This is a genomic window from Neobacillus mesonae (assembly GCF_001636315.1).
Lineage (GTDB): Bacteria > Bacillota > Bacilli > Bacillales > Cytobacillaceae > Neobacillus > Neobacillus mesonae.
Genome location: NZ_KV440949.1, coordinates 789,869 through 814,646 on the forward strand (window position 1 = coordinate 789,869; position 24,778 = coordinate 814,646).

The following is a 24,778-nucleotide window of genomic DNA, read 5'->3' on the forward strand; positions in this document are numbered from 1 at the left end:
TCACCCAAATCTTCCTGTAATATAGTCTTCCGTACGTGAATCCTTTGGCATTGAAAAGATCTTTGAAGTTTCATCAAGTTCAATTAATTCACCCATTAAGAAGAAGGCTGTTTTATCCGAAACCCTTGCTGCCTGCTGCATATTGTGTGTCACAATAACAATCGTATATTTTTCCTTCAGCTCAAAAATGAGTTCCTCAATTTTCAAAGTTGAAATTGGGTCAAGCGCAGAGGTTGGCTCATCCATTAACAGCACATCCGGCTTTGTCGCCAATGCTCTGGCAATACATAACCGCTGCTGCTGTCCGCCGGATAATCCAAGGGCTGGCGCAGATAAACGGTCCTTCACTTCATCCCATAAGGCTACATCCATTAATGCTTTTATGACAATTTCGTCAAGGTGCTTCTTTTTCTTAATTCCATGAATTCTTGGCCCATAAGCAACATTATCATAAATCGACTGTGGAAAGGGATTGCCCTTTTGGAAAACCATGCCCACATGTTTACGTAATTCTACTAAATCTGTTTTCTGATTTAAGATATTTTTTCCATCAAAATTTATTTCACCAGTAATTCTTACATTTGGGACCATTTTATTCATAAGGTTAAGGGTTTTTAAAAAAGTAGATTTTCCGCAGCCTGACGGTCCTATCATGGCTGTTACTTCTTTCTTCTGAATTGGAAAGTTAATACCTTTTAGAGCATGGTGGTCACCGTACCATAGATTAAGGTCTTTCACATCGAAGATATCTCTCGTTAATGTCTGTATCGCCATTAGTGTTCCCCCTTATCCGAACCGGCCGGAAATGTATTCCTCTGTCTTTTGTACAGATGGATTGGTAAAGATTTTTTCGGTATTGTCATATTCAATTAAATCACCGTTTAAAAAGAACGCGGTTTTATCTGAAATACGGGATGCCTGCTGCATATTATGTGTCACAATAACAATGGAATAATCCTTCTTTAAATCAACAATTAAATCTTCGACCTTTGCATTGGAAATCGGGTCTAACGCGGATGCCGGCTCATCAAGGAGGATAACAGTCGGTTTCATTGCAATGGTTCTGGCAATGCATAGCCGCTGCTGTTGTCCACCCGAAAGTGAAAGGGCTGATTTATGAAGCCTATCCTTCACTTCATCCCAGAGTGCTGCATTTCGCAAACTTTCTTCGACTATCTCATCCAGCTTGCTTTTCTTTTTAATTCCAGCAAATTTAAGTGCATGCGTAATATTTTCATAAATCGACTTCGGAAACGGATTAGGCTTTTGAAATACCATGCCGATTTCCTTGCGTAATGCTACTACATTAATATCTTCAGACAAAATATTGAGACCTTCGTAAAGGATTTCTCCTTCCGCTCTTGCCCCGGGGATCAGGTCATTCATTCGATTAATACTGCGTAAAAAAGTGGACTTGCCGCATCCTGAGGGACCAATTAATGCCGTCACGGAGTTTTTTTCAATTTCCATTGAAATTCCATTAACTGCCCGTTTTTCCCCGTAAAAAATCTGCAAATTGTTTACCGCTAATATGTTTTCCTGCCGGTCTTTATTATTATTTGGAATAGTTACATCCACCGTTGTTCTCTCCTTTAAGGCTGTTACCATTCGACTCCCACCTTTTTATTTAGTTGCGGTGACCCTCTTGTGAATCATACTTCCAATCCAACGGGCTCCTAAATTAAAGATCAATACAGAAATAACGAGTACAGCAGCAGATCCGCTTGAAACTGCCTCCACATCAGGGATTAACCCTTGAGTATTCACTGACCATATATGAACCGCCAACGTCTCTGCAGGGCGGAAAATATTCAATGGTGATTGTTCTGAAAATGGATTCCAATTTGCATAATCAAGTCTTGGAGTAGATAGCCCAGCTGTAAATAATAGTGCTGCCGCTTCACCAAACACCCTGCCGGCAGCAAGAATAGCCCCGGTTAATATCGATGGAAAGGCCGCCGGCAAAATAACGGTTTTAATCGTATGCCAATGGGTGATTCCTAATGCAAGACTCGCCTCTTTTAAATCACGCGGTACGGCTCTAATAGCATCTTCTGTCGTACGCACTATTGTAGGCAGATTGAATACTGTCAATGCCAGTGCGCCACCTAAAATTGTATAACCCCATCCAGTTGTGTTAACAAATACCAATAAACCAAACATACCAATAACAATAGAAGGCAAGGATGATAATACTTCAATACATGTCCGGATTAAGTCTGTTACTTTCCCCGGTTTCGCGTATTCGGCCATATAAATCCCGCCGCCTACCCCGATTGGGACGGTAATCAACATCGTAATGAACAAAATATAAAACGAATTAAACAATTGGTCGCGGATTCCTCCGCCAGCCCTTACGTTACTTGAAGGAGTTGTTAAAAAATCAAACGAAATATACTTAAACCCGTTAACGAAAATATAGAAAAATAGTCCGACAAGAATTGCTGTAATAATAATGGCGATGGCACTAAAAACCCCTGTTGCTATACGATCGGCTGTTTTACTATTCATCGTAATTTCCTCCTTGATGATAGATAGCGAATAAGAAGAATAAACGCGAAGGACATGATTAATAGAATAAGGCCCATCGACCACAGAGTGTTATTTTCCACGCTGCCATAAGTGGTATGTCCCATATTTAATGTAATAATCGTTGTTAGTGTTGCTGATGCATCCAAAATACTTGTCGGTAAGTTACGTACGTTACCGATGACCATTTGAACGGCTAAAGCTTCACCAAATGCTCGTGCCATACCAAGAATAATCGCTGTTAACAATGAAGGCATGGCAGCAGGTACTAATACTTTACGAATGGTTTGCCATCTCGTTGCACCTAAAGCAAAGGATCCTTCACGTAAATGATTTGGGAGTGAACTCATAGCATCTGTCGCGATTGTCGTAATTGTCGGTAAAATCATAATCGCAAGGACAATCATTCCGGAAAGCAAGCTAAATCCTAATCCGCCTACATGCTCCCTAATAAATGGAACTAAAACAGTTAATCCAATAAAACCGTAGACAACTGAGGGAATCCCAACTAGCAATTCTACCACTGGCTGGAGGATTTTCCTTCCCCAGGATGGGGCAATTTCTGTCATAAAGATCGCACCGCCAATCCCTAATGGTGCCGCAATTAGAGCAGCGAGAAAAGTAACCGCAAAGGAACCGAAAATAAATGGCAGTACACCATATGCCGGATTCGCTTTATCGGTAGGATTCCACTTAGCACTTGTTAAAAATTCCATTACACTTATTCCGTTTTTCGTAAAGGACTGCAGTCCTTTTGTACCCAAGAAAATGGTAATAGCAATCGTAGCTGATATCATGATTACAGCACACAATATGACAAAGAATTTACCTCGAAATTCCCCACCTAGTCTGCTTCTCTTCGATTTAAGTAATCTATCTTGTGCTGGAAGAAGCTTTTCCATATTAAACCAAACTCCTCTTAAATACGTCGTAATAGGGTAAACGCATTTGAGCATTTACCCTTTTATTTTTTGCAATACACATATGTTCAATTAGATATCTTTTTGATTACCTTTAGCATCACGTTCTACTTTCATTTTTGTAACAGGCAGGTATCCTTGATCTTTTAATAAAGTATTTTGGATATCGTCTGACATTAGATAATCTAAGAACGCTTTTGCTAAGCCTTCAGCTTCACCTTTTGTATAAGAATGCTGGTATGCCCAAACAGGGAATTTACCGGATTGTACATTTTCTTCAGTTGGTTCCACACCATCAATGGCAAGTGGTGTTACTGAATCGTCAGTGAAGTAAGAGAATGCAAGGTAACCAATCGCACCTTCAGTTTCGTTGATAATCTTTTTAACCGTATTAGAAGAATCTTCTGTAATTCCTTCAGCAGGTGTTGCCCCATCAAGAGCAAATTTATTGAATACTGCACGAGTACCAGATGAATCAGGACGGTTGACTAAAACGATTTTTTGATCTGCTCCGCCAAGTTCTTTCCAGTTAGTGATTTTGCCAGTGAATACTTTGATTAAATCTTCTTTTTTAATATCTTTAACGCCAACTTTAGGATTAACTGCGGCAGTCATACCTACAACCGCTACTTTATGGTCGACAAGCTTGTCAGCAGGAATACCTTCTTTTTCTTCAGCGAAAACGTCTGAGTTTCCGATTTGGACAGATCCTTCAGCTACTTGGGAAAGGCCTGTACCAGAACCGCCTGCATTGACTTGAATATCAACTTTAGGATTTTCAGCCATGAATTCTTCGGCAGCTGCTGCAACTAACGGCTGCATGGCTGATGAACCAGAAACGACTAGTGAGCCGGAAAGTTCTTGCTTATCTTCAGTTTTTGGTGCTGCATTATCTTTTTTATCTGTTCCATTTGTAGCTCCGCCTCCACATGCAGCCATAAATACCATTAACGCGGCTAATACTGTTAGTAGGCTAAACTTCTTCAAACTTTTCATTTTCTTGATTCCCCCTAAGGTTTATGGTTGATAATGTTTGTCTGCCTTACATGTATAAGAATAAAGTACTACTGTAAATTGCGTTTTAACGAATTGTAAAGGCTTTGTAAATTTATATTAAGCTTTTGTAAATCGATTTATGTATCTTCTTATCATCTTTTGTAAATTCAACTCGAATTATCCGTCATAAACGCAAAAAAACCTGTCTCACATTCGAGACAGGTTTCTTAAAGAAACATATTATTGGTTAGTGTTATTAGTGTTTTGCTCGTCACCTTTTTTTCCTTTATCCGATTGACGCTCTTTCTTTAAGTCAAAAAAGGCATCTAATACTTTTTTGCCAATATTGCCATTTATAGAAGGACCAGTGTTGCCTTGATAAGCCCACGGAACCACAACAGCAATGGCCACTTCCGGATTATTATATGGAGCAAATGAAACAAGGCTTAAGTTCATCACCGGTGTTCCCCATTTGCTGCGATCGGAACCATAGTAAAAGGCTTGGGCTGTTCCGGTTTTTGCAGCAGGGTCATAGGAGGCCCCTTTGAAATAGCTGGCTGTACCACCAGTCTGTGTGACCATATGAAATCCTTGCTGTACCCGCTTTATCCATTCTTCCTTCATATCGAGGGTGTTTAATACCTTCGGCTGAATTTCTTCAATAACCGGACCTAATTTATTATTATCCATGATTGGTTCACGAATTTCCTTGACTACATGCGGCTGCATCCGATTGCCGCCATTGGCAATCGTCGATACATATTGAGCAAGCTGAATTGGTGTATACGTATCATACTGTCCGATGGCAAGGTCCATAAGTTTACCAGGAATTGTTTCTGAACCTGGAAAACCGGTCATCTCATTTGGAAGATCAATTCCAGTCCGAACACCAAGACCGAATTGACTGAATGATTTTCTTACTGTATTAAATGCAGCTGGATTAATTGATAGCGGCTGACCATAAACATAGTGTCCACCTGCAATTCTAATTACCGTTTTAAACATATACACGTTCGACGAAACTTTTAGCGCTGTAAGATCATTGATTAGCCCGAAACCGCCTGCTCTCCATGATCCTTTAACTGTTTGACCAATTTTCATTGGTGCGTCCATTATAGGTTCGCCAGGATAAATTGCCCCGGTTTTATACCCGGTTAGGATGGTTGCCCCTTTTACTGCGGAACCTACGTTGTATGAAGTCGTAAATGTACCTTGAGCATAGTCCCGCATTTCTAATTTCCCGGTATCATTATCCCTGACAAGCTGTTTACCTGCTAGAGATAGGATTTCACCAGTATGCGGATCTATTAAGATGGCAAACGCGCGGTCCATAAGACCAGTGTTACCAAATCGTCTTTTCGCATCCCACATCTCTTCCTCAATGATTTTTTCAACCTTTTTCTGAAGTTCGGCATCGATTGTTAAGACAAGGTCTTTACCACGCTGACCTTCTGAAACAACTTCTTGGGATAAGACATTTCCGGCCTTATCAGTCTTATTGATTACTTTTGCCTTTTGTCCATGCAAAACATCTTCATATTTAAATTCCAAATAACTTTTCCCGACACGGTCATTCCGGCTGTAATCTCTTGCCATATATTTTTCTAGATCATCTTTCGGCAATCCTTCCTCGGATGACGAAACATTTCCGATAATCGTTTTTAACGTATCGCCAAATACATATTTTCGTTCCCAGTCAGTTGTCGTATCAACACCAGGAAGGTTCTCCAGATTTTCACTGACAGCAGCAAATTCTTTAGGAGATACATCCTTATTTTTAACAATTTGCGGTGCCAGCGCATAGCCGCTGTTCATTTTTTTAAAGATCGCTATGGCCTTGATATCTTCCTTTGAATAATGGTTAATCTCAGATTCTTTAATTCTATCAAGCTGTAAATTATAGATTTTTTTATAATCCCATTTCTTATCATCATAATAGGACCATTCTTTTTTCGTAATCAGATTCTTTGCTTCCTCTGGATTTTTGATCATCCAGTAGTCTTTTTTGTCGCGGTCACGCACTTTTTTAGTATCAACATTAATGATTTTGGCTAATTTCTCCGCTGTTTCTACCATTTCGGTTTGACTTGTATTCTGATATTTCGTATAGGTTATCGCATTCAATGGCGTATTATCCACAATCACGTTCCCATTGCGGTCAAACATTTTTCCTCGCGGTACCGGGTTGCTTACAGTAATATCTTCGGTCCGCTGGATTTCACGTTTAAAATCATCACCAAATACAATTTGAATTTCGCCAAGACGGAGAATTAAAATTGAAAACAGCAAAAACACAACAAAGAACAACATGTTCAAGCGAAAAGGAACATGTGACTTTTTCTTCTTTTTCTTTTTATTCAATGTTGATCAACACATCCTTTTCAAGGCATTTCATAACATGTTCTATTTTAGCCGAATTAATTGTATTTTTCTATGAAGAACCCTTACCAATTTTTTTCGACCGTACCAATACAAAAAACGCGATGAGTTTATTTTTTCTCATCGCGTAGGCAGGGGCAATTGAACCTTTTTCATAAAATAATAAATTAATGTATGTCCCGCGCCCAACACCAATAATAAAATGGGAATGCTTTTCTCTTCATTAAACAAGGTAATTGCTAAAAGGAAGGCTAAAATCGAGACCACCCTGCCAATATTTAAGAAAATCTCTCGGACAACGATATATTCAATTCTCATTTCTGCAGCTTTCCATCCAAGACCGATTACATCATATGTAGTTGAAATATAAGGAACAAGGAGAAGCGGATAAGCAATGGCAATGATCCCGGCATAAATTAATAATTTGGCATAAGTTACCTCCCAGACGATTAGGATGACTGCGGCATAAAGCAATAACCCGCCAATGAGAATCGCCTTTTTGCGGAAATTCTTTTTAATCAGCCTTGAGGCTAGGAAATAGGCAATAAATGAAATTCCCGAATTAAGTAAACCATAGGTGCCTAGTGCCATTTCACTTCCAGTCGAAATATAAACGAAGACCGAAATGACAAATAGAAACGTTCCTTCTCTCAACCCCTGGAAAAAGTGGGCATTTGTAACGAGCCGCCAATTTTCATTTTTCCTTCTTTCCTCAAAGATCCTTGTGAAACAATAATCTCCATGTGCTGGCCGCGGCTTCAACGAAAAGCTCATGAATACCGCTATGGCAAATAGTGCTAGTGATATGCCAAAAACAATCGTGTAACCAGTAAATTTTTCGAATCTTGTAATGATAATACCGGCAGCGATAGGACCGATCATTCCTCCGAAGGAAGACAAAATCCCCAAGAACCCGTTAAAAAAATCCCTTGTTTCAGGCTCCGTAATTTCAAAGGTTAACACATTGTAAGCCAGCCAATAAAATCCGTAGCCTATTCCCAATAGACCCCCAAGCAGCAATAAAAAATCAGCCGCCTTTGTTCCCGTTATTAATACAGTTAGATAAAAAAGCGCTAAAAAAATGACACCAATTCTCAGGACGATCACCCGGTCAATTTTTTTAGCCCATCGCCCTGCCAAAATAAAGGTTAACGGCTGCAACACAACGACTGCCAAATTATACAAAGCTAAATCTGAATACTTGCCTGTTTGTTTCCATAGATAAATGTTCACAAACGTGTTCGATAGGGCCACACTCAATGAATATAAACCGCCGATAATTAGTAATAATGATAAGTCTTTTGTTAATTCAACATCACCTAGAAATTTAAACTTTTTTGCCATCAAAAAACTCCCCTTTTTCTTAAAAGGTAGTTTTCAACAAGGCCGTTGTTCTTATTCACATTTGAGGGAAATAAAAAAAGACAGCCAAGGCTGCCTTTTTATTGAACTTCGAGAATTGTCTAGCTCCAGCGGCTAGCGACTAGTGTACTTCGCTAAACAGCCGCTTCCGCTTTTCTAATTATTTTGCTGCGCTGTAGCGCTTAGCAACTTCATCCCAGTTTACTACATTCCAGAATGCGCCGATGTAGTCAGGACGTTTGTTTTGATATTTTAAGTAGTAAGCATGCTCCCAAACATCAAGGCCAAGGATAGGAGTTTTTCCTTCCATTAATGGAGAGTCTTGGTTTGGAGTGCTTGTTACTTCTAATTCGCCGTTGTTTACAGCAAGCCAAGCCCAGCCTGAACCGAAACGAGTTGTAGCTGCTTTTGCAAACTCATCTTTGAAGTTTTCAAAGCTGCCAAATTTGCTGTTAATTGCATCAGCTAGTTCACCGCTTGGCGCACCGCCGCCATTTGGAGAAAGAATTGTCCAGAACAATGAGTGGTTAGCATGACCGCCGCCGTTGTTACGAACTGCAGTGCGAGCTGCTTCAGGAACTGCATCTAGATTAGAAATAACTTCTTCAACTGATTTAGAAAGCAATTCTTCATTACCTGCTAAGGCATTGTTTAGATTAGTCACATATGTGTTGTGATGTCTTGTGTGGTGAATGTTCATAGTTTCTTTATCAATGTGTGGTTCTAGTGCATCTTCTGCATAAGGTAATTTTGGTAATTCAAATGCCATGGATAATTCCTCCTATGTAAAATATTTTTTGGCTTTAGTCGTCATTCTTAAAAGAATTATGATTTAAGAATTCTTCTAAAGCTTTAGTTTTAAGATACCAAAGTTAACCATAAGATTCAAATAAAAAGCTTTGTTTCACCATATATAAAATATCCTTTAACAAAGAATTTATGCTTCTAATTTTATTTTTCGAAAAATTGTCATGAATGATCAAATATGCATTCTGCCAACGATATTTGTCATCCCCCCCTAAAGAGTCTTCCATTTTATACCTATTTTGTATTGACAATATACCAGCAATTTCTTTTAATCAAGCTGTAAAGATATCAAGGGAGTGGCACAAATGGATGAAACCCGCTTTTTAATCTATAATTTTTTATTACAGTTTTTTAAAAAAATCGAGCCCGTTCAAAAGGTAAAGGCAGGTACTGTCCTGTTTCATGAAAAGGATCCGGCCCAAAATGTTTACCTTTTATTATCAGGAAGCATTGCCCTCGGAAGAGTTCATATACGAGGAAAAGAGTTCATTCTTAAAATATTAAACGAACAGGAAGTAATTATTGAATATCCATTATTTAATGCAAATCCACATTATCAATTTTACGCGAAAGCATTGACCGATTGCGAACTGCTCACAATTAAGAGAGTACAGTTCGAAGACTATGTGTTAACAGATGCTGAAGCCATGAATGCGCTCGTCACCTGGTTAAGTACAAGCTACTTAAAAGCACAAATGAAATGCCAAGATTTAATAATGAATGGGAAAAAAGGCGGCTTGTATTCCATCCTTATTCGCCTGTGCAATTCATATGGAGTCATGACAAAGGAAGGAATTCTCATCGACCTGCCATTAACGCATCAAGAACTAGCTAATTTAACCTACGGAACAAGAGAAGTCATTCAGCGCTCACTAAAGGATTTACGTGAACTGAATATTATTTCCTATGAAAACCAAAAATTTACGATTAAAAATTTGGGTTATTTAAAGGATGCAGTAGACTGCCAAAACTGCTCGTTTGAAATTTGTGGAATCAATTAAATAGAAAACGCCGCCTCCCAAAAGAGACGGCGTTTTCTTCTGCTCAGCTCATTCTTGTATATCGTCTGGACAAAGGCTAAAATAGAATGGTGAATCTATGCAAAGGTGGTCTTTATGAATATTTTTAAGCAGCTAGTCAAAAGTATCTATTCTCCTAAGGATATTGCCTTATTTCGTTTCCAAGGCATCGGAAAAACCATTCTTTATGTCTTTCTTCTCACCTTTATTTCCGTTCTGCCTTCTATTTTTTATTTAAGTTCAGCATTGTCTACTGGACTAGACTCGGCGAAAGCTTTTATAAAAGACGAAGCACCTGATTTCACCATTAAAGATGGTCAGTTATCAGCAGATACAAAGGTACCGGTTATCATTAATAATGACGGCTTTACTTTTTTTCTTGACCCGACAGGAACAATTTCCCCGGAACATGTTGCTGACGAAGGGAATGCCTTTGGACTTTTAAAAGATGAATTTGTATTATCAGCTGGTGGTCAGAGTGATTCATATGCATACTCAATGATGGAAGGTTTAAACATTAATAAAGATGAACTTCTTAAATTGATTGATAGCATTAGCGGCTTAAAGGGTATCATCATCCCAGTTATATCGATTTTCATTTATTTATTTACTAGTGCATCAAGCTTTATTGAAGTTTCCATTCTTGCCCTTATTGGTTTGGCATTAAAAAACATTGCCGGCAGAAAGCTTACCTACCGTCACTTGTGGAGAATGGCCGCATACAGTGAAACACTGCCGACGTTATTCTTCACAATTATGGCGGCACTTAAAACGACCGTTCCAAATACATTCTTCATCAATTGGTTCGTTGCCGTCATCGTCTTACTTTTAGCAATCAAAGAAATACCAAGGCCAAAAAAAGCAGCTTAAACCGCTGCTTTTTTTGTTCTATAAATCTGTGGACAAGCATACGTATGTACAAATTCCTTTATGGAGGCTTGTCCGATGAAAAATTTTGTTGGAGTTCTAATTGCAGTTCTAGTCATATACGTCATTTATTTCGATTTAACCGTCGGCACACTTCCCTCCTTGGCAAATCAACATGTAGAAAAATCCGTCAATCAACATGGAGAAATAAATGAAGCGATTCAAAATCCGAAAATGACATTACCTTATTTTGACGCTAAAGTCGAACCGGGACAAACCGTTATTTCTGTTGTTGAACACCAGCTGGGCAAATCACTTCCAGTCTCCATTTCCGATTTAATTAATGATTTTAAAAAGTTAAACGAAGGACAGTCCCCAGAAAAAATAAAAATCGGTGTTACATATCATTTCCCGGACTACTCAAACTAAGACGAGGAATCCTTCTTCTTGTCAAAAATAGCGGAACATTGATACAATAACATAGATTTAATTAAAATCCCTGCTTACTTGAAAATATTAAAAGGGGCGAATTACACGTGGGTGAAATTATACATCGTACCAAAACCCGTCCGGTTAAAGTTGGCAATTTAACAATCGGCGGGAATAATGAGATAGTTATTCAAAGTATGACAACGACCAAGACACATGATGTCGAGGCAACAGTAGCGGAGATTAAGCGGTTAGAGGACGCAGGCTGCCAAATCGTCCGTGTCGCATGTCCGGATGAACGGGCCGCTAATGCCATTGCTGATATCAAAAAACGGATCAATATTCCGCTTGTCGTTGATATCCATTTCGACTACAAATTAGCTCTTAAGGCGATTGAGGGCGGTGCGGATAAAATTAGAATTAATCCAGGCAATATCGGCAGACGAGAAAAGGTCGAGGCTGTCGTTAAAGCCGCTAAAGAACGCGGTATCCCTATTCGTATCGGTGTTAACGCCGGTTCATTAGAAAAAAGAATTCTTGATAAGTATGGCTATCCAACCGCTGATGGAATGGTGGAAAGCGCGCTCCATCACATCAAGATTCTTGAGGACTTAGATTTTCACGACATTATCGTTTCAATGAAAGCGTCTGATGTCAATCTTGCCATTGAAGCATATGAAAAAGCAGCGCGTACATTTGATTATCCGCTGCATTTAGGAATTACCGAATCCGGTACATTGTTCTCCGGTACCGTAAAAAGTGCGGCCGGATTAGGGGCCATTATTAGCAAAGGAATTGGAAATACGCTGCGTGTCTCCTTAAGTGCTGACCCAGTGGAAGAAGTAAAGGTTGCTCGGGAGCTGTTAAAAGTATTCCACCTTTCTTCAAACGCCGCAACATTGATTTCCTGCCCGACTTGCGGAAGAATTGAAATCGACCTCATCAGCATTGCCAATGAAGTCGAAGAATACATTTCTAATATTAAAGCGCCAATTAAAGTTTCTGTTCTTGGCTGTGCCGTTAACGGACCTGGTGAAGCACGTGAAGCCGATATCGGCATCGCTGGTGCCCGCGGCGAAGGTCTGTTATTTAGAAAAGGTGAGATCGTTCGGAAAGTCCCAGAAGCGCAAATGGTCGAAGAATTGAAAAAAGAAATTGACAAAGTTGCTGAAGAATACTTTCAGAAAAAAGCAGAAGAAGAAAAGGTATCAAAATAAATTAGAAAAAAAACCCGGCAAATGTATGCCGGGTTTTTTACCACTATATGGCTTGATTTAAAAAAATGGAAGAATAAAGATACCGATGATAATCGATACCGCTCCAATACCAATTGCCCATGCGCCAAGGCTATTAGCCCCCCGGTTCCTTGCTACAATTCCAAGGACAATACCAGCGGCACCAAACAGAATTGGCAATACAAACAGCGATAAGATCGATAATGCTAAGGCAACTGTTCCTAGACCTGCACCACCTGCTGCTCTTTCCCTATTGTCGTCCCGTGCTCGATCGCGGATGACCGGAACTGGAGCGGCAATTTCTGCTGCCGTCTCTTCCTGATAGGTCCTCGAACGGATCGGTACAGCAGCACCTCTTTGCGGATGTTGGTCATCCTTCTTCAACGAAACCCTCAGCGGCACCGAGGCCCCGATTTCTGAGGCAGTTTCCTCCCTAAAGCTCGAGGTTTGAGTTGGTACAGGTGTATCGTTCTCGGAAGCAACTTCCTCCCCTATGTCGGAAGGATAACTAGGGATCCCTTCGCCAATCATGGAACCTTTGAAGGCTTCCTTTACGTTATTGTCAGTTTTCTCCGCCAATTTGCATCCCTCGCTTTCAGTAATAGGAGCATTTATTATTGTTTACCTTTTAGCCATTTTTACTATGTCAAAGTTTAACTGAAATAGGCAGGGTTTCTTTTTCCGAAAAATTTTCACAAAAAAATATCTTTATCATTCATTTTTCTTTGGTAAAATTATAAGTAATGTAAAGCATTGAAGGTGAGCGAGAAATGAAAAAAAGATTCGGAATTGATATAGATGGGACGGTTACTTGTCCAACCTCCTTAATTCCTTTTATCAATAAAGCATTTGATATGAATATTACCTATGAGGAAATTACTCAATATGATTTGACGCCTTTTGTAAACGTTCCAAGCGATGAGTTTGCCCGCTGGTTTTCCGAAAATGAACCGATGATTTATCAAGGATCCCCCATCGCATCAGGAGCAAAAAAAGCATTAGACAAGTGGAAAAGGGCTCATGAGTTATTTTTCATCAGTGCACGCGGCCCCCATTTACTCGATGTAACGAAACAATGGTTCATTGATCATAATTTGACATTTCATCATATTGAATTAATTGGATCACATGACAAAGTCGAAACGACAAAAAAACACAACATCGATATTTTTTTCGAGGACAAGCATGACAATGCCGTTGCCATCCATGAGGAATGCCGGATTCCTGTAATTTTATTTAATACCCCTTATAACCAAGATCCAATTCCAAATGGAGTGATCCGTGTTCACAATTGGAACGAGGCATTAAACTGGGTAGACAACTGGCTGCGCCAGCAGGAAAACTCATACCAAACTGCCTTATCATAGTCAAAAAAACAGCTTGCAGCTACTGCTGCAAGCTGTTTTTTCATTGAACACATTCCGGGCATTTCCCGTAAATTTCAAATTTATGTCCTGAAACCTCATATCCCTTTAAATTTTCGATTAACTCATCCATCGGACAAGTCTCAATTTCTTTCGTTTTACCACAAGATAAACAAATAAAATGATGATGATGCTGATGAACTGTACAAGTAAAGCGAAAATGCTTTTCACCCGACAATTCCGTCATCTCTAAAATCCCCATATTCACAAACAAAGCCAAGTTCCGATAAATCGTATCAAAACTTAACCCGGGATAATCATCCTTTAGCTGTTCAAAAACATCTTTGGCTGTCAAATATTTATCATTATCCGCAAACACCTGCAGCATATCTTCCCTTTTACCCGTCTGTTTAAATCCGTTTTCCTTCAAATATTGAATTGCTTCATGAACGTTCATCGAGCCCGATCTCCTTTTGCACATGCCTTTTTATCATTAATTTTTTGTAAAAAATCGTCAATACTAAAAGCAATACGGCAATCATGACAATCGTACCACCAGGAGCCAAATCTAAATAATAGGCTGAAAATAATCCGCCAAGTACGGAAATTTCCCCAAACAGGATTGAAAAAAAGATTGTTTGTTTAAACCCCTTGGCAATACGGATGCTGGCTGCAACCGGCAGGGTCATTAAAGATGACACTAATAAAATACCGACAATCCTCATCGAAGCGGCAATCACCAGAGCAACCATCACAATAAAGATAAAATGAATTGTTTTTGCCGGAATCCCGGAGGCTTTTGCATGCTCCTCATCAAAAGATAAAATAAATAATTCTTTATACAAAAGAATTATTGTGGCAACAACAACCACACTGATGATCAAAATAACGGCTAAATCAGTTCTGCTTACTGCTGTTACGCTGCCAAATAAATAACTGAACAAGTCCGTATTAAAACCGTTGGCAAGGGAAATAAAGATAACCCCCAGGCCAATGCCGCTCGAGAGGATAATCGGGATTGCCAGCTCCTGATAATGCTTATAAACACCCCTAAGCTTTTCGATAAACAATGAACCGCCGACAGAAAATACCATTCCTAAGTAAAGCGGGTTTAACCCCGCCATTACCGCAAACTTTCGTTCAATTAAGAGGCTCGCCGCAATCCCCGCTAAAGTAACATGGCTAAGAGCGTCGGCAATCAGTGACAATCTTCTAACAACGATAAACACCCCTAATAATGGAGCAAGGAAGCCGATTAGAATGCCTGTCAGGAAGGCATTCTGCAAAAATTCATAATGAAAAATCCCTTGGATCACCTTAATACACCTCCGTGTTCGTGTTGATGGGAAAGCAGGTGTATATCGTGACCATATGTCTTGGACAACTCTTCCATTCTCATCTGTTCAAATTCACTTGTTTCACCATGGAAATGCAAGTGCTTATTAAGACAGGCAACATGGGATACCTTATCCGAAATTGTCCCGATATCGTGCGTTACAAGCAGCAAGGTAATTCCTCGATTTGTATTTAAATCACTTAACATTTGGTAAAAAGAATTAACATTCTCGACGTCCACACCAACTGTCGGTTCATCTAGAATTAATAGCTTTGGATCACTGACAAGCGCACGAGCAATAAACACCCGCTGCTGCTGTCCGCCCGAGAGTTCGCCAATATTGCGGTTACGAAATTGCTCCATGCCAACAGCCTTTAACGCCGCATCCACAGCAGCACCATGTTCCTTTTTAAAAAACTTAAACATCCCAATCCGCTTAGTTAAGCCGCTTGCCACGACTTCAAAGACAGTGGCAGGGAAGCCGGTATTAAAGGAATTGGCCTTTTGGGAAACATAACCAATCTTTTGCCAATCCTTAAATTTGCTGATATCTTGATTAAACAATAAAATATTGCCTTTTTGCGGCTTTAATAAGCCTAAAATGAGTTTAAGTAAAGTCGATTTACCCGAACCATTTGGACCGACAATGGCTAAAAAGGACCCTTCCGGAATAGACAAGTTGATGTCATCAAGAACAAGATCCTTTTCGTAGCGATAAAATAAATGGTTTATTTCAATAATAGGTTGCATAATCTGCACTCTCACCTTTAATATAAGAATCATTCCGATTTAACTTACAGTAGTATACAATAGCTGCTTTAGATTGTAAAGTCCGTTACGGTACGTAGAAAATCAATTGTCACACTCCTTCCGTTTCTTCATAAATTATCATGGAGGAGTGATCAATGTGAGAATTTTTGAAAGTATTATTAATCATAAAATTAATACAATCACTGCTGAAGAACTATTGAAGTATGCAAAACAATTTAATATTACCGTAAATCGAGGGCAGGCAAAAAAGATAGCTGAATACTTAAAAGGAAAAAATATTAATATTTTTGATGACCGGGAACGATCCAAATTAATCAAGGAAATCGCCAAAGCTGCTGGGCCGGAGACCGCACGGGAAGTAAATAAATTATTTATGGAACTGGCAAAAAGTTAATCCAAAAATTAAATGCACAAGAGATTGGGTCTATTAATCTCTTGTGCATTTCTTTGTTTTGCCTTCTAATTAGAAGCGGCTAGTATTAATTTAATTTTTTACCTTTGGAAGGATTTTTGCTAATGGGACGTTTTTCTTTCGTTCCCACGTTGCTTCATTGTTTGGATCAAACTGTTCAAGGAATGAAATGACTTCCTTTGTGATTGGTGTCGGCGTAGAAGCACCGGAAGTTACCGCAACCGTTCTAGCATCCTTGATCCAATCAATCTGAAGTTCCGATATATCCGCAATCCGGTAGGCAGTGATTCCAGCAATTTCTTGGGACACTTGGGCAAGGCGGTTAGAGTTATTGCTTTTCGGATCGCCGACTACTATCGTAACATCGGCTTCTGGCGCCTGTTCTGCCACAGCCTCCTGACGAATTTGCGTCGCATGGCAGATCTCATTATGCACCTCAACATGCGGGAATTTTTCCTTTACCTTTTCCATCGTGTCACGGACATCCCATTGACTCATTGTCGTTTGGTTGGTGACAATCAATTTATCGTGCTGTATGTCCAGGGCTTCGACGTCTTCAGGTGTTTGAACTAAATACACCATACCTGGGGCTACACCCAGGGCGCCTTCAGGCTCTGGATGCCCTTTTTTACCGATATAAATTGTGTAAAAGCCCTCTTTCGCTTTTTCCGCAATCAGGACATGTGTCCTCGTCACATCAGGACAGGTCGCATCCAACGTCACGAGCCCTTTCTTCTTAGCCAGCTCCCTGACCTCCGGAGAGATTCCGTGGGCAGTAAAAATAACCGTCCCCTTATCAACCTTTTCTAATATTTCCAAACGATTATTTCCATCAAGGGTGATAATTCCTTCTTCCTCAAAGGCATCCGTCACATGTTTATTATGGACAATCATCCCCAAAATGTAGATTGGACGGGGAAGAGTTTTATCTAAAGCGGCATTTCTGGCAATCACCATGGCATCAACAACACCATAGCAATAACCACGTGGTGAAATTTTAATAACTTGCATTATTTAAACCTCCTAAAAAGGCTATTGATACTAGATTATACGTTTATTATATATAACTAATAGAAATAATACAAAGATAAATAAGGTGTCGGGCACCATGTGAATTTTCACATGGTGCCCGACACCTCAGCCTTAAATATATAATTTAGGCCTTGAAGATCCTTTGGGTGGTGTTGATTTTCTGGTTGAACTTGGCTGTTCACGTTGGGTGGTTGTTTTTGGCTGTTGGCTTGTTCTTCGTTTCGTTCTTTTGACGGTCGTTTTTGCTGTAGTGCTTTCCTTTAGTTTAGTATTACTTGACTCAATACTCGAACTTTCTTGTTTTGTATCGGTTGACTCATCCGTTTTATCTTTTGAAGAGTCCTTAAATCCACGATAAAGCTTCCAAAGGGCTGGAAGGTTTCTTACCAATGGCCCATACTGTTGAACCATTGGGCCTATTGTTTGAGCGGTTTTGATCATCTGCTGGGTATTATTAAGAAAGCCTGCAAGACCTCCGCCCCCTCCTGACCCAGAAAGGGATTGGAGTAATCCGCCTCCACCTGCGGCCCTTCCCGCTCCTCCCATCAAATTCCCTGCTCCTTGCATGGGTCCCATAAATCCTCCCGGTCCCCCGGCACCAGCACCTCTCCCTAATAGTCTTGAAAGTAATCCGCCTCCACCGCGGCCCATTTGTCGTGCTCCCCCACCCATTAATCCGCCTAAGGGATTCCCCTGCGGTCCCATCATGGGTGGCCGGCCGCCTCCAAATAGGTTAAGTCCGGAGCCCATCATATTTCCCCCGCCAAACATTCCACCTTGCATCGGCATTCTTGGTCCTGGCAGCATACTTAATCCTCCTTTCAATCATTTCGAGCTTACAGGAAAATGAGTGAATAAAATAATGCCTTCCCAAAGCACGAAAATTACATTTCTATCCTTGTTCTAAGGTATGCATCTATTTTGAATTTGTTTAGGTAATTTACACAGAAGCCGCCTGAAAAAAGTGGTTTAAAACTTTATAAGCAGTAAAAGATGATAATATAAGGAATGTTAACTGGAGATTTATAAGAAACTTTACTATAATTACATGATGAAAGAAAAGTGAATGTTTTTTCATACGTATATTCTATCTGTTATATAAGGAGTAATTAAATGAAGGAAAATCGATTTGAACGTTTTAAGCTGCAGCCATTTATTATGGAGGCTATTCAACAGTTCGGCTTTTTCGAGCCTACAGAGATACAGGAGCGAATGATCCCGCTCGCCTTAAGCGGTGAAAGTGCGATTGGCCAGTCCCAAACCGGGACAGGAAAAACCCTGGCCTACGTTCTTCCAATCCTTGAAAAGATAAAACCGGAACTAAATGAAGTTCAAGCAGTGATCACGGCCCCAACAAGAGAGCTTGCTTCTCAGATTTATCAGCAAATTGTGAAGATAACAGAACACACTAACCAGGAACAGCACATTCTTACAAAATTATTTATTGGCGGGACGGACAAACAGCGGACCATAGAAAAATTAAAGGTGCAGCCGCAAATCGTCGTTGGAACACCAGGCAGAATCAGTGATCTGACAGCAGAACAAGCTTTGTTTGTTCACACCTCCAAAATCCTTGTTGTCGACGAAGCGGATATGATGCTGGATATGGGATTTATTGAAGATGTTGACAAGATTGCAGCAAGAATGCCCGAAAACTTGCAAATGCTTGTTTTTTCCGCAACGATTCCGGAGAAACTCAAACCTTTTTTAAAGAAATACATGGAAAACCCAAAAGTCATTCAGATCGAACCAAGAAGAAAAACAGCGGAAAATCTCGAGCATTATCTTTTACCATCAAGGCATCGGAGAAAAAAAGAACTGGTTCATGATGCCCTCCTTGCCTTTAACCCGTATTTAGCCATCGTCTTTACGAACACAAAGAAAATGGCTGAAGAAGTGGCGGACTATTTAAATGAGCAGGGATTAAAGGTTGGCCGCGTACACGGGGATTTACCCCCTAGAGAACGTAAAAAAATGATGAAGCAAATTCAAGACTTGGAGTATCAATATATTGTGGCAACAGACCTTGCTTCAAGGGGAATTGATATCGAAGGTGTAAGCCATGTCATTAACTATGAACTCCCTTCGGATTTAGACTTTTATGTTCATAGGGTTGGCCGGACTGCCAGAGCAGGAAGTGCCGGTATTGCTTTAACAATTTATGATTTATCAGATGAAGATGCCTTAATCCGGCTTGAAAAAATGGGAATCCAATTTCAAAATGTTGATTTAAAAAAGGACGAGTTTATTAAACTCGAAGACCGAAACCGTCGAAAAATGCGCGTTAGACAAGCTGATGAGGCAGACTTAATCGCTAAGTCAATCGTAAAAAAACCGAAGAAGGTAAAACCCGGCTATAAAAAGAAAATGCAAGCCGAAATGGACAAAATCAAAAAGCGGAAGCGGAAATTAGATCAGAAAAAAAAGTAAGTAGAAAGGGAGAGGTAAGCTATGTTAAAACTAGGGTCGCATGTTTCGATGAGCGGGAAAGAAATGCTCCTAGCCGCTAGTAAAGAAGCCGTTTCATACGGGGCAAACACATTTATGATTTATACCGGCGCCCCGCAGAATACAAGAAGAAAAAAAATTGAAGATTTAAATATTGAGGCAGGCAGAAAGCATATGGAGGAGCATGGCATAGACGAAATAGTTGTCCACGCCCCCTACATTATCAATATCGGAAATACATCTAATCCGGATACATTCGAATTAGGTGTTCGTTTCTTGCATTCAGAAATTGAACGGACTGAGGCTATTGGAGCCAAACAAATCGTCCTTCATCCCGGTGCCCATGTCGGCGCCGGAACAGAAGCGGGAATTAAGAAAATTGTTGAAGGCCTTAATGAGGTTTTAACCGGCAAGGAACAAGTTCAAATCGCCTTAGAAACTATGGCCGGAAAAGGCTCAGAGTGTGGTAAATCATTTGAAGAACTTGCTATGATTATCGATGGTGTTAATTATAATGATCGCTTATCAGTATGCTTCGATACTTGCCATACGCATGATGCGGGATATAATATCGCTGAAGATTTCGACGGTGTATTATCTGAGTTTGATAAAATTGTCGGCTTGGACAGGCTGAAAGTGCTTCATATTAACGATAGTAAAAATGCTGTCGGAATGCGTAAGGACCGCCACGAAAACATTGGCTTCGGACATATCGGGTTTAAAGCGCTCAACTATATCGTCCATCATCCACAATTAATGGACATACCGAAGATTTTAGAAACTCCTTATGTAGGGGAAGATAAAAACAATAAAAAGGCTCCATATCAGTTTGAAATTGCCATGCTGCGCAGCCAGCAGTTTGATGCGGACTTACTGGATAAAATCTCGGTAGGATAATAGTCAACTAAAAGGTGTCAGGCACCATGTGAAAATTCACATGGTGCCTGACACCTTTACCATTTTTTTAAATAAACTGAAATGGGTTCGTATTTTCTTCCGAAGGGAAAATCTCTACTTCAAAGCCAGCCTCCTTACACATGTTTTGAAGTGTTACAGTTAATCCCTTTTTCATTACTTTTTCCACATTGTGACCCGGGTCAATTATATTTAAGCCCTGCATCATGGCATCATGCGCTGTATGATAATAAATATCACCCGTTACATACACATCTGCCCCTTTAAATTTAGCATGACTGAAATATTTATTTCCATCGCCGCCTAACACTGCCACCTTTTTCACCTTTGAAGTTAGATCGCCAACAACCCGAACTCTTTCCACCTCAAGGTTGGTTTTCACTTTTTCGGCAAACTCAGCTAAGGTCATTTCGCTTACTTTTCCGATTCTTCCTAAACCTAATACTTCACCTATATTTTCAAGAGGATAGACATCATAGGCCACCTCTTCATACGGATGGGCTTTAATCATCAAGGAAAGTGTTTTCTTTAGCAGCGGTTCTGGTACAATCGTTTCAATCCGAACTTCATCCACTGCCTCTAACGCCCCTGACTGCCCAATATAGGGGTTAGTGCCTTCCCCAGGCATAAACCTTCCTGTGCCGTCTGTAGAGAACGAGCAGTGGCTGTATCTGCCTATAAAGCCAGCTCCCGCTTCTCCAAGTACATGGCGGATTTGCTCAGCATGGCTGGCGGGCACGAAAACAACAAGCTTTTTAAGCTTCGTATCAATCGTCGGCACCAATACTTCCGAATCTTCAATTCCTAATGCTTTAGCAAGCCAATCGTTTACGCCCCCTTTTGCTACATCAAGATTTGTATGAGCAGCATAAACGGCAATATCATGTTTTAACAGTTTTTCAATCATCCGCCCCTGTGTCGTGTCAGTAACAATATTTTTTAACGGGCGGAAAATCGGCGGATGATGGGCAATAATTAACTGAACATCTTTTTTAATCGCTTCATCAATGACATTTTCAAGCACATCCAAAGCAACCATGACACGCTCAATCTTCTTATTTAAGCGGCCGATTTGCAGGCCGATTTTATCCCCTTCCATCGCCAAGCTTTTTGGGGCGAACTGTTCAAATAATTGAATAATTTCATGACCGTTAGGAATTTTCATCTGGTATTACCTCCTCCACCAGTTGTATTTTATGTATCAATTCTTGCTTTTTCTCCAAGGTATCGGGGCTTTCAGCGGCATTTTCGAGCTGATGGTAAATTCGCTGCCAATTATTTTTTTCACCGAGCCACTTTTTCTTAAAAACTGGATTTTTCTTCATTATGAGATATGGGCCAAGTAATAAACCAGCTTCCACATTTTGACCATATGGAGTCATTGGCGCATCGCCTTGTTCACCGACTAACACTTCGTAAATTTTTCCATCTTCCTCTAGAATTTCTTCAGCCGTAAGCACCCAGCCATTGTCCAAAAACCATTTCCGTATAGAAATCGCGCTTATATTAGGCTGCAAGATAAGCCTTTTCACTGCCCTTAGCTTTTCTTTTCCGTTTTCTAAAATACTCGCAATTAGCGCCCCGCCCATTCCCGCTATAGTTATACAATCCACTTCATCAGGCTGAATCACTTCCAGTCCATCTCCTAAGCGGACTGAAATCAATTCTGACAGCCCTTCTGCTGAAACATTCCGTTCAGCAGACTGAAACGGACCTTGTGCCACTTCACCGGCAACAGCAAAGGAAATTCCATTGTTTTTTGCTAAATAACAGGGTAAATACGCATGATCGGAACCAATGTCCGCTACTTTTGCTCCATTGGGTACATATTTCGCCACAGCCGAAAGCCGGGCTGATAGTTTATCAGTATTCAACAAATACACCACACTTTTACATCTAGTATAAAAAAGGTCCTTTACAGATGCAAAGGACCTCGGGTACTAACTATATTTTTTACATATAAAACTGGAAGCAGCTATGAACACGAGGTTCTTTTTAAGCCGGATTTTACTGAAGTTTGGAAATCCAATCAGCCATCGCATCAGCCTGCTCTGGTTTTACAAGTCCTGGCGGCATGTTTCCTTTACCATGTTGGATAACATCCTTGATTTCGTCTTTAGAAACCTTTTTGCCAATTCCTTTTAATGCAGGACCTACTCCGCCTTGGTATTGATCGCCGTGACAGCCAATACAAGTGGATTTATAAATGTCTTCAGGGTTTGTTGCAGCAACTTCTGTTTTTTCTGCACCTTTACCCTCGCCTTTATCCTTCGCCATTTCTTTCATATCGCCTACACCTTTGAATGACAAAATAAAGATGAGAGCAATACCGAAGACCATCACGAGAATGAAAGGAACAACCGGATTTCGTTTCATGATAAAACCTCCCTTATGTACGTAAACATGTTATTTAAATAAAAATCCTCCCACAAACAACTACTATTTTACTTTAAAATCAACAGAAGGAAAAGCCCTAAACTTATTTTCTTACGATAATCTTTTTAAAAAGATAAAAGAGGCTATCGCAGCCTCTTCTTATCCTCCCCATTTTCAATTTTTTAACAACCAATTAATCGTGAAATAACCATTCTTTGTACCTCGGATGTTCCTTCGCCGATTTCCAGCAGCTTGGCATCACGCATCATTCTTTCAACATGGTAATCCTTCATATAGCCATTTCCCCCGTGAATTTGAACCGCTTGACTTGTAACCTCCATACAAATTTCAGATGCGTATAGCTTACACATCGCTGCTTCCTTAGAAAATGCTCTGCCCTGATCCTTTAACCAAGCAGCCTTGTAAACCATATTTCGTGCTAGTTCTATTTTCATTGCCATATCTGCCAGCTTAAATTGGATTGTTTGAAAAGAGGAAATTGTTTTTCCAAACTGCTTTCTTTCCTTCGAATATGCCAGCGCCTTCTCATACGCCCCCTGAGCAATCCCTACGGCCATCGCTCCTATTCCAATACGTCCGCCATCTAGTGTAATTAAAAATTGTTTAAACCCCTCTCCAGCCTTTCCTAAAAGGTTCTCGAGAGGAACTTTAACATCCTCAAGCACAAGTTCAGTTGTATTAGAAGAATGAAGACCCATTTTTTCATAATTATCTATGATAGAAAATCCTTTTGCATCTGTCGGAACAATAATCGCAGTGATTTCCTTCGCTCCGTCCTTTTCTCCGGTTATAGCTGTAAGTGCCAAATGCTTGGCATAGCTCGCATTCGTAATAAAACATTTATTGCCATTGATGACGAATTCACCATTTTCCACTTTAGCCGTTGTTTTTGTCCCGCCGGCATCAGATCCTGCATTTGGTTCTGTCAGTCCAAATGCCCCGAATGATTCACCAGTACAAATAGGCGTTAAATATTTCTGTTTTTGTTCCTCTGTCCCAAACAAATGTAACGGTGCCCCTCCTAAAGAAATGTGGGCTGAGTATGTAATTCCTGTGGAGCCGCAGACACGGCTTAATTCTTCCACGACAATCGCGAAGCTTACAGAATCAGCACCGCCTCCGCCATATTCTTCTGGAAAAGGAAGACCCATCATCCCCAATCCTGATAATTTGTTAAAAATATCTAATGGAAATTGTTTTGTTCTGTCACGCTCGATTGCACCTGGCGCAACCTCTTCTTCGGCAAATTCACGAATGGTCCGTTTGATCATTTCCTGCTCTGTCGTTAAATCAAAATTCATTTCCATCCCCCCGATACTTTGTATACGCTTTCATTTATATTATAAAAGGAACGGAACAGAATTCTCAACATTTAAAAATTTCTTAAAATAAATTGTTATTTAAATATATTTATTTCCTTTAAAATACTTATTCATGTTAACAATATTAAATAAAAATCCCTTTATTTAAAAAGTAAATTTCCAAAAAAAGTTTATTTGCCCATTTGCAAAGTGAGAGACAATTCAGTAAAATAATAAAAAAATAGTTTACTCCGAAAAC

Annotated in this window: 26 protein-coding genes; 8 read left to right on the forward strand and 18 right to left on the reverse strand. The window is 40.0% G+C overall.

Translation table 11 applies throughout. The features are described 5' to 3' along the window. From pstB (A6749_RS04010) to A6749_RS04045, 8 genes are all read right to left on the reverse strand, one after another. Entirely contained in the window at positions 1–774 is a 774-nt protein-coding gene (gene pstB, locus A6749_RS04010; RefSeq protein WP_066385518.1) for a phosphate ABC transporter ATP-binding protein PstB, read from the reverse strand. Between the two features lie 12 nt (positions 775–786). Then, complete coding sequence (gene pstB / locus A6749_RS04015) at positions 787–1,608, reverse strand: phosphate ABC transporter ATP-binding protein PstB (RefSeq protein WP_066385521.1); 822 nt, start codon at positions 1,606–1,608, stop codon at positions 787–789. A 15-nt stretch (positions 1,609–1,623) separates the two neighbouring features. Then, positions 1,624–2,511: a phosphate ABC transporter permease PstA gene (pstA, locus tag A6749_RS04020; protein WP_066385527.1), complete on the reverse strand. Its 888-nt coding sequence runs from the start codon at positions 2,509–2,511 to the stop codon at positions 1,624–1,626. Next, positions 2,508–3,431 carry a phosphate ABC transporter permease subunit PstC gene (gene pstC / locus A6749_RS04025; protein ID WP_066385528.1) on the reverse strand — a complete coding sequence of 308 codons (924 nt, stop codon included), beginning with the start codon at positions 3,429–3,431 and terminating at the stop codon, positions 2,508–2,510. Before pstC ends, pstA begins: the two co-directional genes overlap by 4 nt. 90 nt (positions 3,432–3,521) lie before the next feature. Further along, positions 3,522–4,445, reverse strand: coding sequence for a phosphate ABC transporter substrate-binding protein (locus A6749_RS04030; RefSeq protein ID WP_066385530.1), 924 nt, complete (start codon positions 4,443–4,445; stop codon positions 3,522–3,524). A gap of 240 nt (positions 4,446–4,685) precedes the next feature. Then, a complete protein-coding gene (locus tag A6749_RS04035) occupies positions 4,686–6,755 on the reverse strand; it encodes a peptidoglycan D,D-transpeptidase FtsI family protein (RefSeq protein WP_066400768.1) in 2,070 nt (689 codons plus the stop codon). A 189-nt stretch (positions 6,756–6,944) separates the two neighbouring features. Continuing rightward, positions 6,945–8,168, reverse strand: coding sequence for an MFS transporter (locus tag A6749_RS04040; protein ID WP_066385531.1), 1,224 nt, complete (start codon positions 8,166–8,168; stop codon positions 6,945–6,947). A 178-nt stretch (positions 8,169–8,346) separates the two neighbouring features. After that, positions 8,347–8,955: a superoxide dismutase gene (locus A6749_RS04045; protein WP_066385532.1), complete on the reverse strand. Its 609-nt coding sequence runs from the start codon at positions 8,953–8,955 to the stop codon at positions 8,347–8,349. Positions 8,956–9,298: 343 nt separating this feature from the next. On the opposite strand from A6749_RS04045, the gene A6749_RS04050 reads away from it, so the two are divergent. The 4 genes from A6749_RS04050 (at position 9,299) to ispG (ending at position 12,525) form a co-directional block, all read left to right on the forward strand. Next, complete coding sequence (locus tag A6749_RS04050; protein WP_084797627.1) at positions 9,299–9,994, forward strand: Crp/Fnr family transcriptional regulator; 696 nt, start codon at positions 9,299–9,301, stop codon at positions 9,992–9,994. Positions 9,995–10,108: 114 nt separating this feature from the next. Next, the gene (locus A6749_RS04055) at positions 10,109–10,882 is read left to right on the forward strand and encodes a DUF1189 domain-containing protein (protein ID WP_066385534.1); all 774 of its coding nucleotides are present in this window, start codon (positions 10,109–10,111) and stop codon (positions 10,880–10,882) included. 75 nt (positions 10,883–10,957) lie between these two features. After that, a complete protein-coding gene (locus A6749_RS04060) occupies positions 10,958–11,308 on the forward strand; it encodes a hypothetical protein (protein ID WP_066385536.1) in 351 nt (116 codons plus the stop codon). A gap of 116 nt (positions 11,309–11,424) precedes the next feature. Beyond that, positions 11,425–12,525, forward strand: coding sequence for a flavodoxin-dependent (E)-4-hydroxy-3-methylbut-2-enyl-diphosphate synthase (gene ispG, locus A6749_RS04065; protein WP_174842973.1), 1,101 nt, complete (start codon positions 11,425–11,427; stop codon positions 12,523–12,525). 57 nt (positions 12,526–12,582) lie between these two features. On the opposite strand, the gene A6749_RS04070 is transcribed toward ispG, so the two are convergent. Next, on the reverse strand, positions 12,583–12,927 hold the full coding sequence (locus A6749_RS04070; protein ID WP_066400780.1) for a hypothetical protein: 345 nt from the start codon (positions 12,925–12,927) through the stop codon (positions 12,583–12,585). Between the two features lie 386 nt (positions 12,928–13,313). Here A6749_RS04070 and A6749_RS04075 point away from each other — a divergent pair, with 386 nt between their 5' ends. Next, positions 13,314–13,910: a 5' nucleotidase, NT5C type gene (locus tag A6749_RS04075; protein WP_066385544.1), complete on the forward strand. Its 597-nt coding sequence runs from the start codon at positions 13,314–13,316 to the stop codon at positions 13,908–13,910. A gap of 40 nt (positions 13,911–13,950) precedes the next feature. Here the strand turns inward: A6749_RS04075 and A6749_RS04080 are convergent, their stop codons facing one another. Genes A6749_RS04080 through A6749_RS04090 form a run of 3 tightly spaced genes read right to left on the reverse strand, consistent with a single transcriptional unit; the run spans position 13,951 to position 15,993 of the window. Continuing rightward, the gene (locus tag A6749_RS04080) at positions 13,951–14,364 is read right to left on the reverse strand and encodes a Fur family transcriptional regulator (protein ID WP_066385547.1); all 414 of its coding nucleotides are present in this window, start codon (positions 14,362–14,364) and stop codon (positions 13,951–13,953) included. Continuing rightward, entirely contained in the window at positions 14,351–15,223 is an 873-nt protein-coding gene (locus A6749_RS04085) for a metal ABC transporter permease (RefSeq protein ID WP_066385549.1), read from the reverse strand. The genes A6749_RS04080 and A6749_RS04085 overlap by 14 nt, the downstream gene beginning before the upstream one ends. Further along, entirely contained in the window at positions 15,220–15,993 is a 774-nt protein-coding gene (locus A6749_RS04090; protein ID WP_066385551.1) for a metal ABC transporter ATP-binding protein, read from the reverse strand. The genes A6749_RS04085 and A6749_RS04090 overlap by 4 nt, the downstream gene beginning before the upstream one ends. Positions 15,994–16,150: 157 nt before the next feature. Here A6749_RS04090 and A6749_RS04095 point away from each other — a divergent pair, with 157 nt between their 5' ends. Next, entirely contained in the window at positions 16,151–16,408 is a 258-nt protein-coding gene (locus A6749_RS04095; protein WP_066385553.1) for a DUF2624 domain-containing protein, read from the forward strand. Between the two features lie 90 nt (positions 16,409–16,498). On the opposite strand, the gene A6749_RS04100 is transcribed toward A6749_RS04095, so the two are convergent. Both A6749_RS04100 and vrrA read right to left on the reverse strand, forming a co-directional pair. Next, positions 16,499–17,437, reverse strand: a complete 939-nt coding sequence (locus tag A6749_RS04100; RefSeq protein WP_066385555.1) for a 4-hydroxy-3-methylbut-2-enyl diphosphate reductase — start codon at positions 17,435–17,437, stop codon at positions 16,499–16,501. A 132-nt stretch (positions 17,438–17,569) separates the two neighbouring features. After that, a complete protein-coding gene (gene vrrA / locus A6749_RS04105; protein WP_066385557.1) occupies positions 17,570–18,265 on the reverse strand; it encodes a VrrA/YqfQ family protein in 696 nt (231 codons plus the stop codon). A gap of 306 nt (positions 18,266–18,571) precedes the next feature. Here vrrA and A6749_RS04110 point away from each other — a divergent pair, with 306 nt between their 5' ends. Together A6749_RS04110 and A6749_RS04115 are read left to right on the forward strand one after the other, a co-directional pair. Then, positions 18,572–19,888 (forward strand): DEAD/DEAH box helicase, encoded by a 1,317-nt coding sequence (locus A6749_RS04110; protein WP_066385558.1) that lies wholly within the window; start codon positions 18,572–18,574, stop codon positions 19,886–19,888. Between the two features lie 21 nt (positions 19,889–19,909). Continuing rightward, a complete protein-coding gene (locus A6749_RS04115) occupies positions 19,910–20,803 on the forward strand; it encodes a deoxyribonuclease IV (protein WP_066385559.1) in 894 nt (297 codons plus the stop codon). A gap of 67 nt (positions 20,804–20,870) precedes the next feature. Here the strand turns inward: A6749_RS04115 and A6749_RS04120 are convergent, their stop codons facing one another. From A6749_RS04120 to A6749_RS04135, 4 genes are all read right to left on the reverse strand, one after another. After that, entirely contained in the window at positions 20,871–21,986 is a 1,116-nt protein-coding gene (locus A6749_RS04120; RefSeq protein ID WP_066385570.1) for a Nif3-like dinuclear metal center hexameric protein, read from the reverse strand. Next, positions 21,973–22,695: a tRNA (adenine(22)-N(1))-methyltransferase gene (locus A6749_RS04125; RefSeq protein ID WP_066385572.1), complete on the reverse strand. Its 723-nt coding sequence runs from the start codon at positions 22,693–22,695 to the stop codon at positions 21,973–21,975. The genes A6749_RS04120 and A6749_RS04125 overlap by 14 nt, the downstream gene beginning before the upstream one ends. Before the next feature lie 133 nt (positions 22,696–22,828). Further along, on the reverse strand, positions 22,829–23,197 hold the full coding sequence (gene cccA / locus A6749_RS04130) for a cytochrome c550 (protein WP_066385575.1): 369 nt from the start codon (positions 23,195–23,197) through the stop codon (positions 22,829–22,831). A 182-nt stretch (positions 23,198–23,379) separates the two neighbouring features. Further along, positions 23,380–24,519 carry an acyl-CoA dehydrogenase family protein gene (locus tag A6749_RS04135; RefSeq protein ID WP_066385577.1) on the reverse strand — a complete coding sequence of 380 codons (1,140 nt, stop codon included), beginning with the start codon at positions 24,517–24,519 and terminating at the stop codon, positions 23,380–23,382. Positions 24,520–24,778: the final 259 nt, after the last annotated feature.

Coding starts and splice junctions, on each gene's coding strand:
- A6749_RS04035 (WP_066400768.1), bottom strand. CDS start 6,755: ATGTTGTTCTTTGTTGTGTTTTTGCTGTTTTCAATTTTAATTCTCCGT.
- A6749_RS04030 (WP_066385530.1), bottom strand. CDS start 4,445: ATGAAAAGTTTGAAGAAGTTTAGCCTACTAACAGTATTAGCCGCGTTA.
- cccA (WP_066385575.1), bottom strand. CDS start 23,197: ATGAAACGAAATCCGGTTGTTCCTTTCATTCTCGTGATGGTCTTCGGT.
- vrrA (WP_066385557.1), bottom strand. CDS start 18,265: ATGCTGCCAGGACCAAGAATGCCGATGCAAGGTGGAATGTTTGGCGGG.
- pstA (WP_066385527.1), bottom strand. CDS start 2,511: ATGAATAGTAAAACAGCCGATCGTATAGCAACAGGGGTTTTTAGTGCC.
- A6749_RS04120 (WP_066385570.1), bottom strand. CDS start 21,986: ATGAAAATTCCTAACGGTCATGAAATTATTCAATTATTTGAACAGTTC.
- A6749_RS04050 (WP_084797627.1), top strand. CDS start 9,299: ATGGATGAAACCCGCTTTTTAATCTATAATTTTTTATTACAGTTTTTT.
- A6749_RS04135 (WP_066385577.1), bottom strand. CDS start 24,519: ATGAATTTTGATTTAACGACAGAGCAGGAAATGATCAAACGGACCATT.
- pstB (WP_066385521.1), bottom strand. CDS start 1,608: ATGGTAACAGCCTTAAAGGAGAGAACAACGGTGGATGTAACTATTCCA.
- A6749_RS04055 (WP_066385534.1), top strand. CDS start 10,109: ATGAATATTTTTAAGCAGCTAGTCAAAAGTATCTATTCTCCTAAGGAT.
- A6749_RS04060 (WP_066385536.1), top strand. CDS start 10,958: ATGAAAAATTTTGTTGGAGTTCTAATTGCAGTTCTAGTCATATACGTC.
- A6749_RS04080 (WP_066385547.1), bottom strand. CDS start 14,364: ATGAACGTTCATGAAGCAATTCAATATTTGAAGGAAAACGGATTTAAA.
- A6749_RS04040 (WP_066385531.1), bottom strand. CDS start 8,168: ATGGCAAAAAAGTTTAAATTTCTAGGTGATGTTGAATTAACAAAAGAC.
- A6749_RS04075 (WP_066385544.1), top strand. CDS start 13,314: ATGAAAAAAAGATTCGGAATTGATATAGATGGGACGGTTACTTGTCCA.
- A6749_RS04115 (WP_066385559.1), top strand. CDS start 19,910: ATGTTAAAACTAGGGTCGCATGTTTCGATGAGCGGGAAAGAAATGCTC.
- pstB (WP_066385518.1), bottom strand. CDS start 774: ATGGCGATACAGACATTAACGAGAGATATCTTCGATGTGAAAGACCTT.
- pstC (WP_066385528.1), bottom strand. CDS start 3,431: ATGGAAAAGCTTCTTCCAGCACAAGATAGATTACTTAAATCGAAGAGA.
- A6749_RS04110 (WP_066385558.1), top strand. CDS start 18,572: ATGAAGGAAAATCGATTTGAACGTTTTAAGCTGCAGCCATTTATTATG.
- A6749_RS04045 (WP_066385532.1), bottom strand. CDS start 8,955: ATGGCATTTGAATTACCAAAATTACCTTATGCAGAAGATGCACTAGAA.
- A6749_RS04090 (WP_066385551.1), bottom strand. CDS start 15,993: ATGCAACCTATTATTGAAATAAACCATTTATTTTATCGCTACGAAAAG.
- A6749_RS04100 (WP_066385555.1), bottom strand. CDS start 17,437: ATGCAAGTTATTAAAATTTCACCACGTGGTTATTGCTATGGTGTTGTT.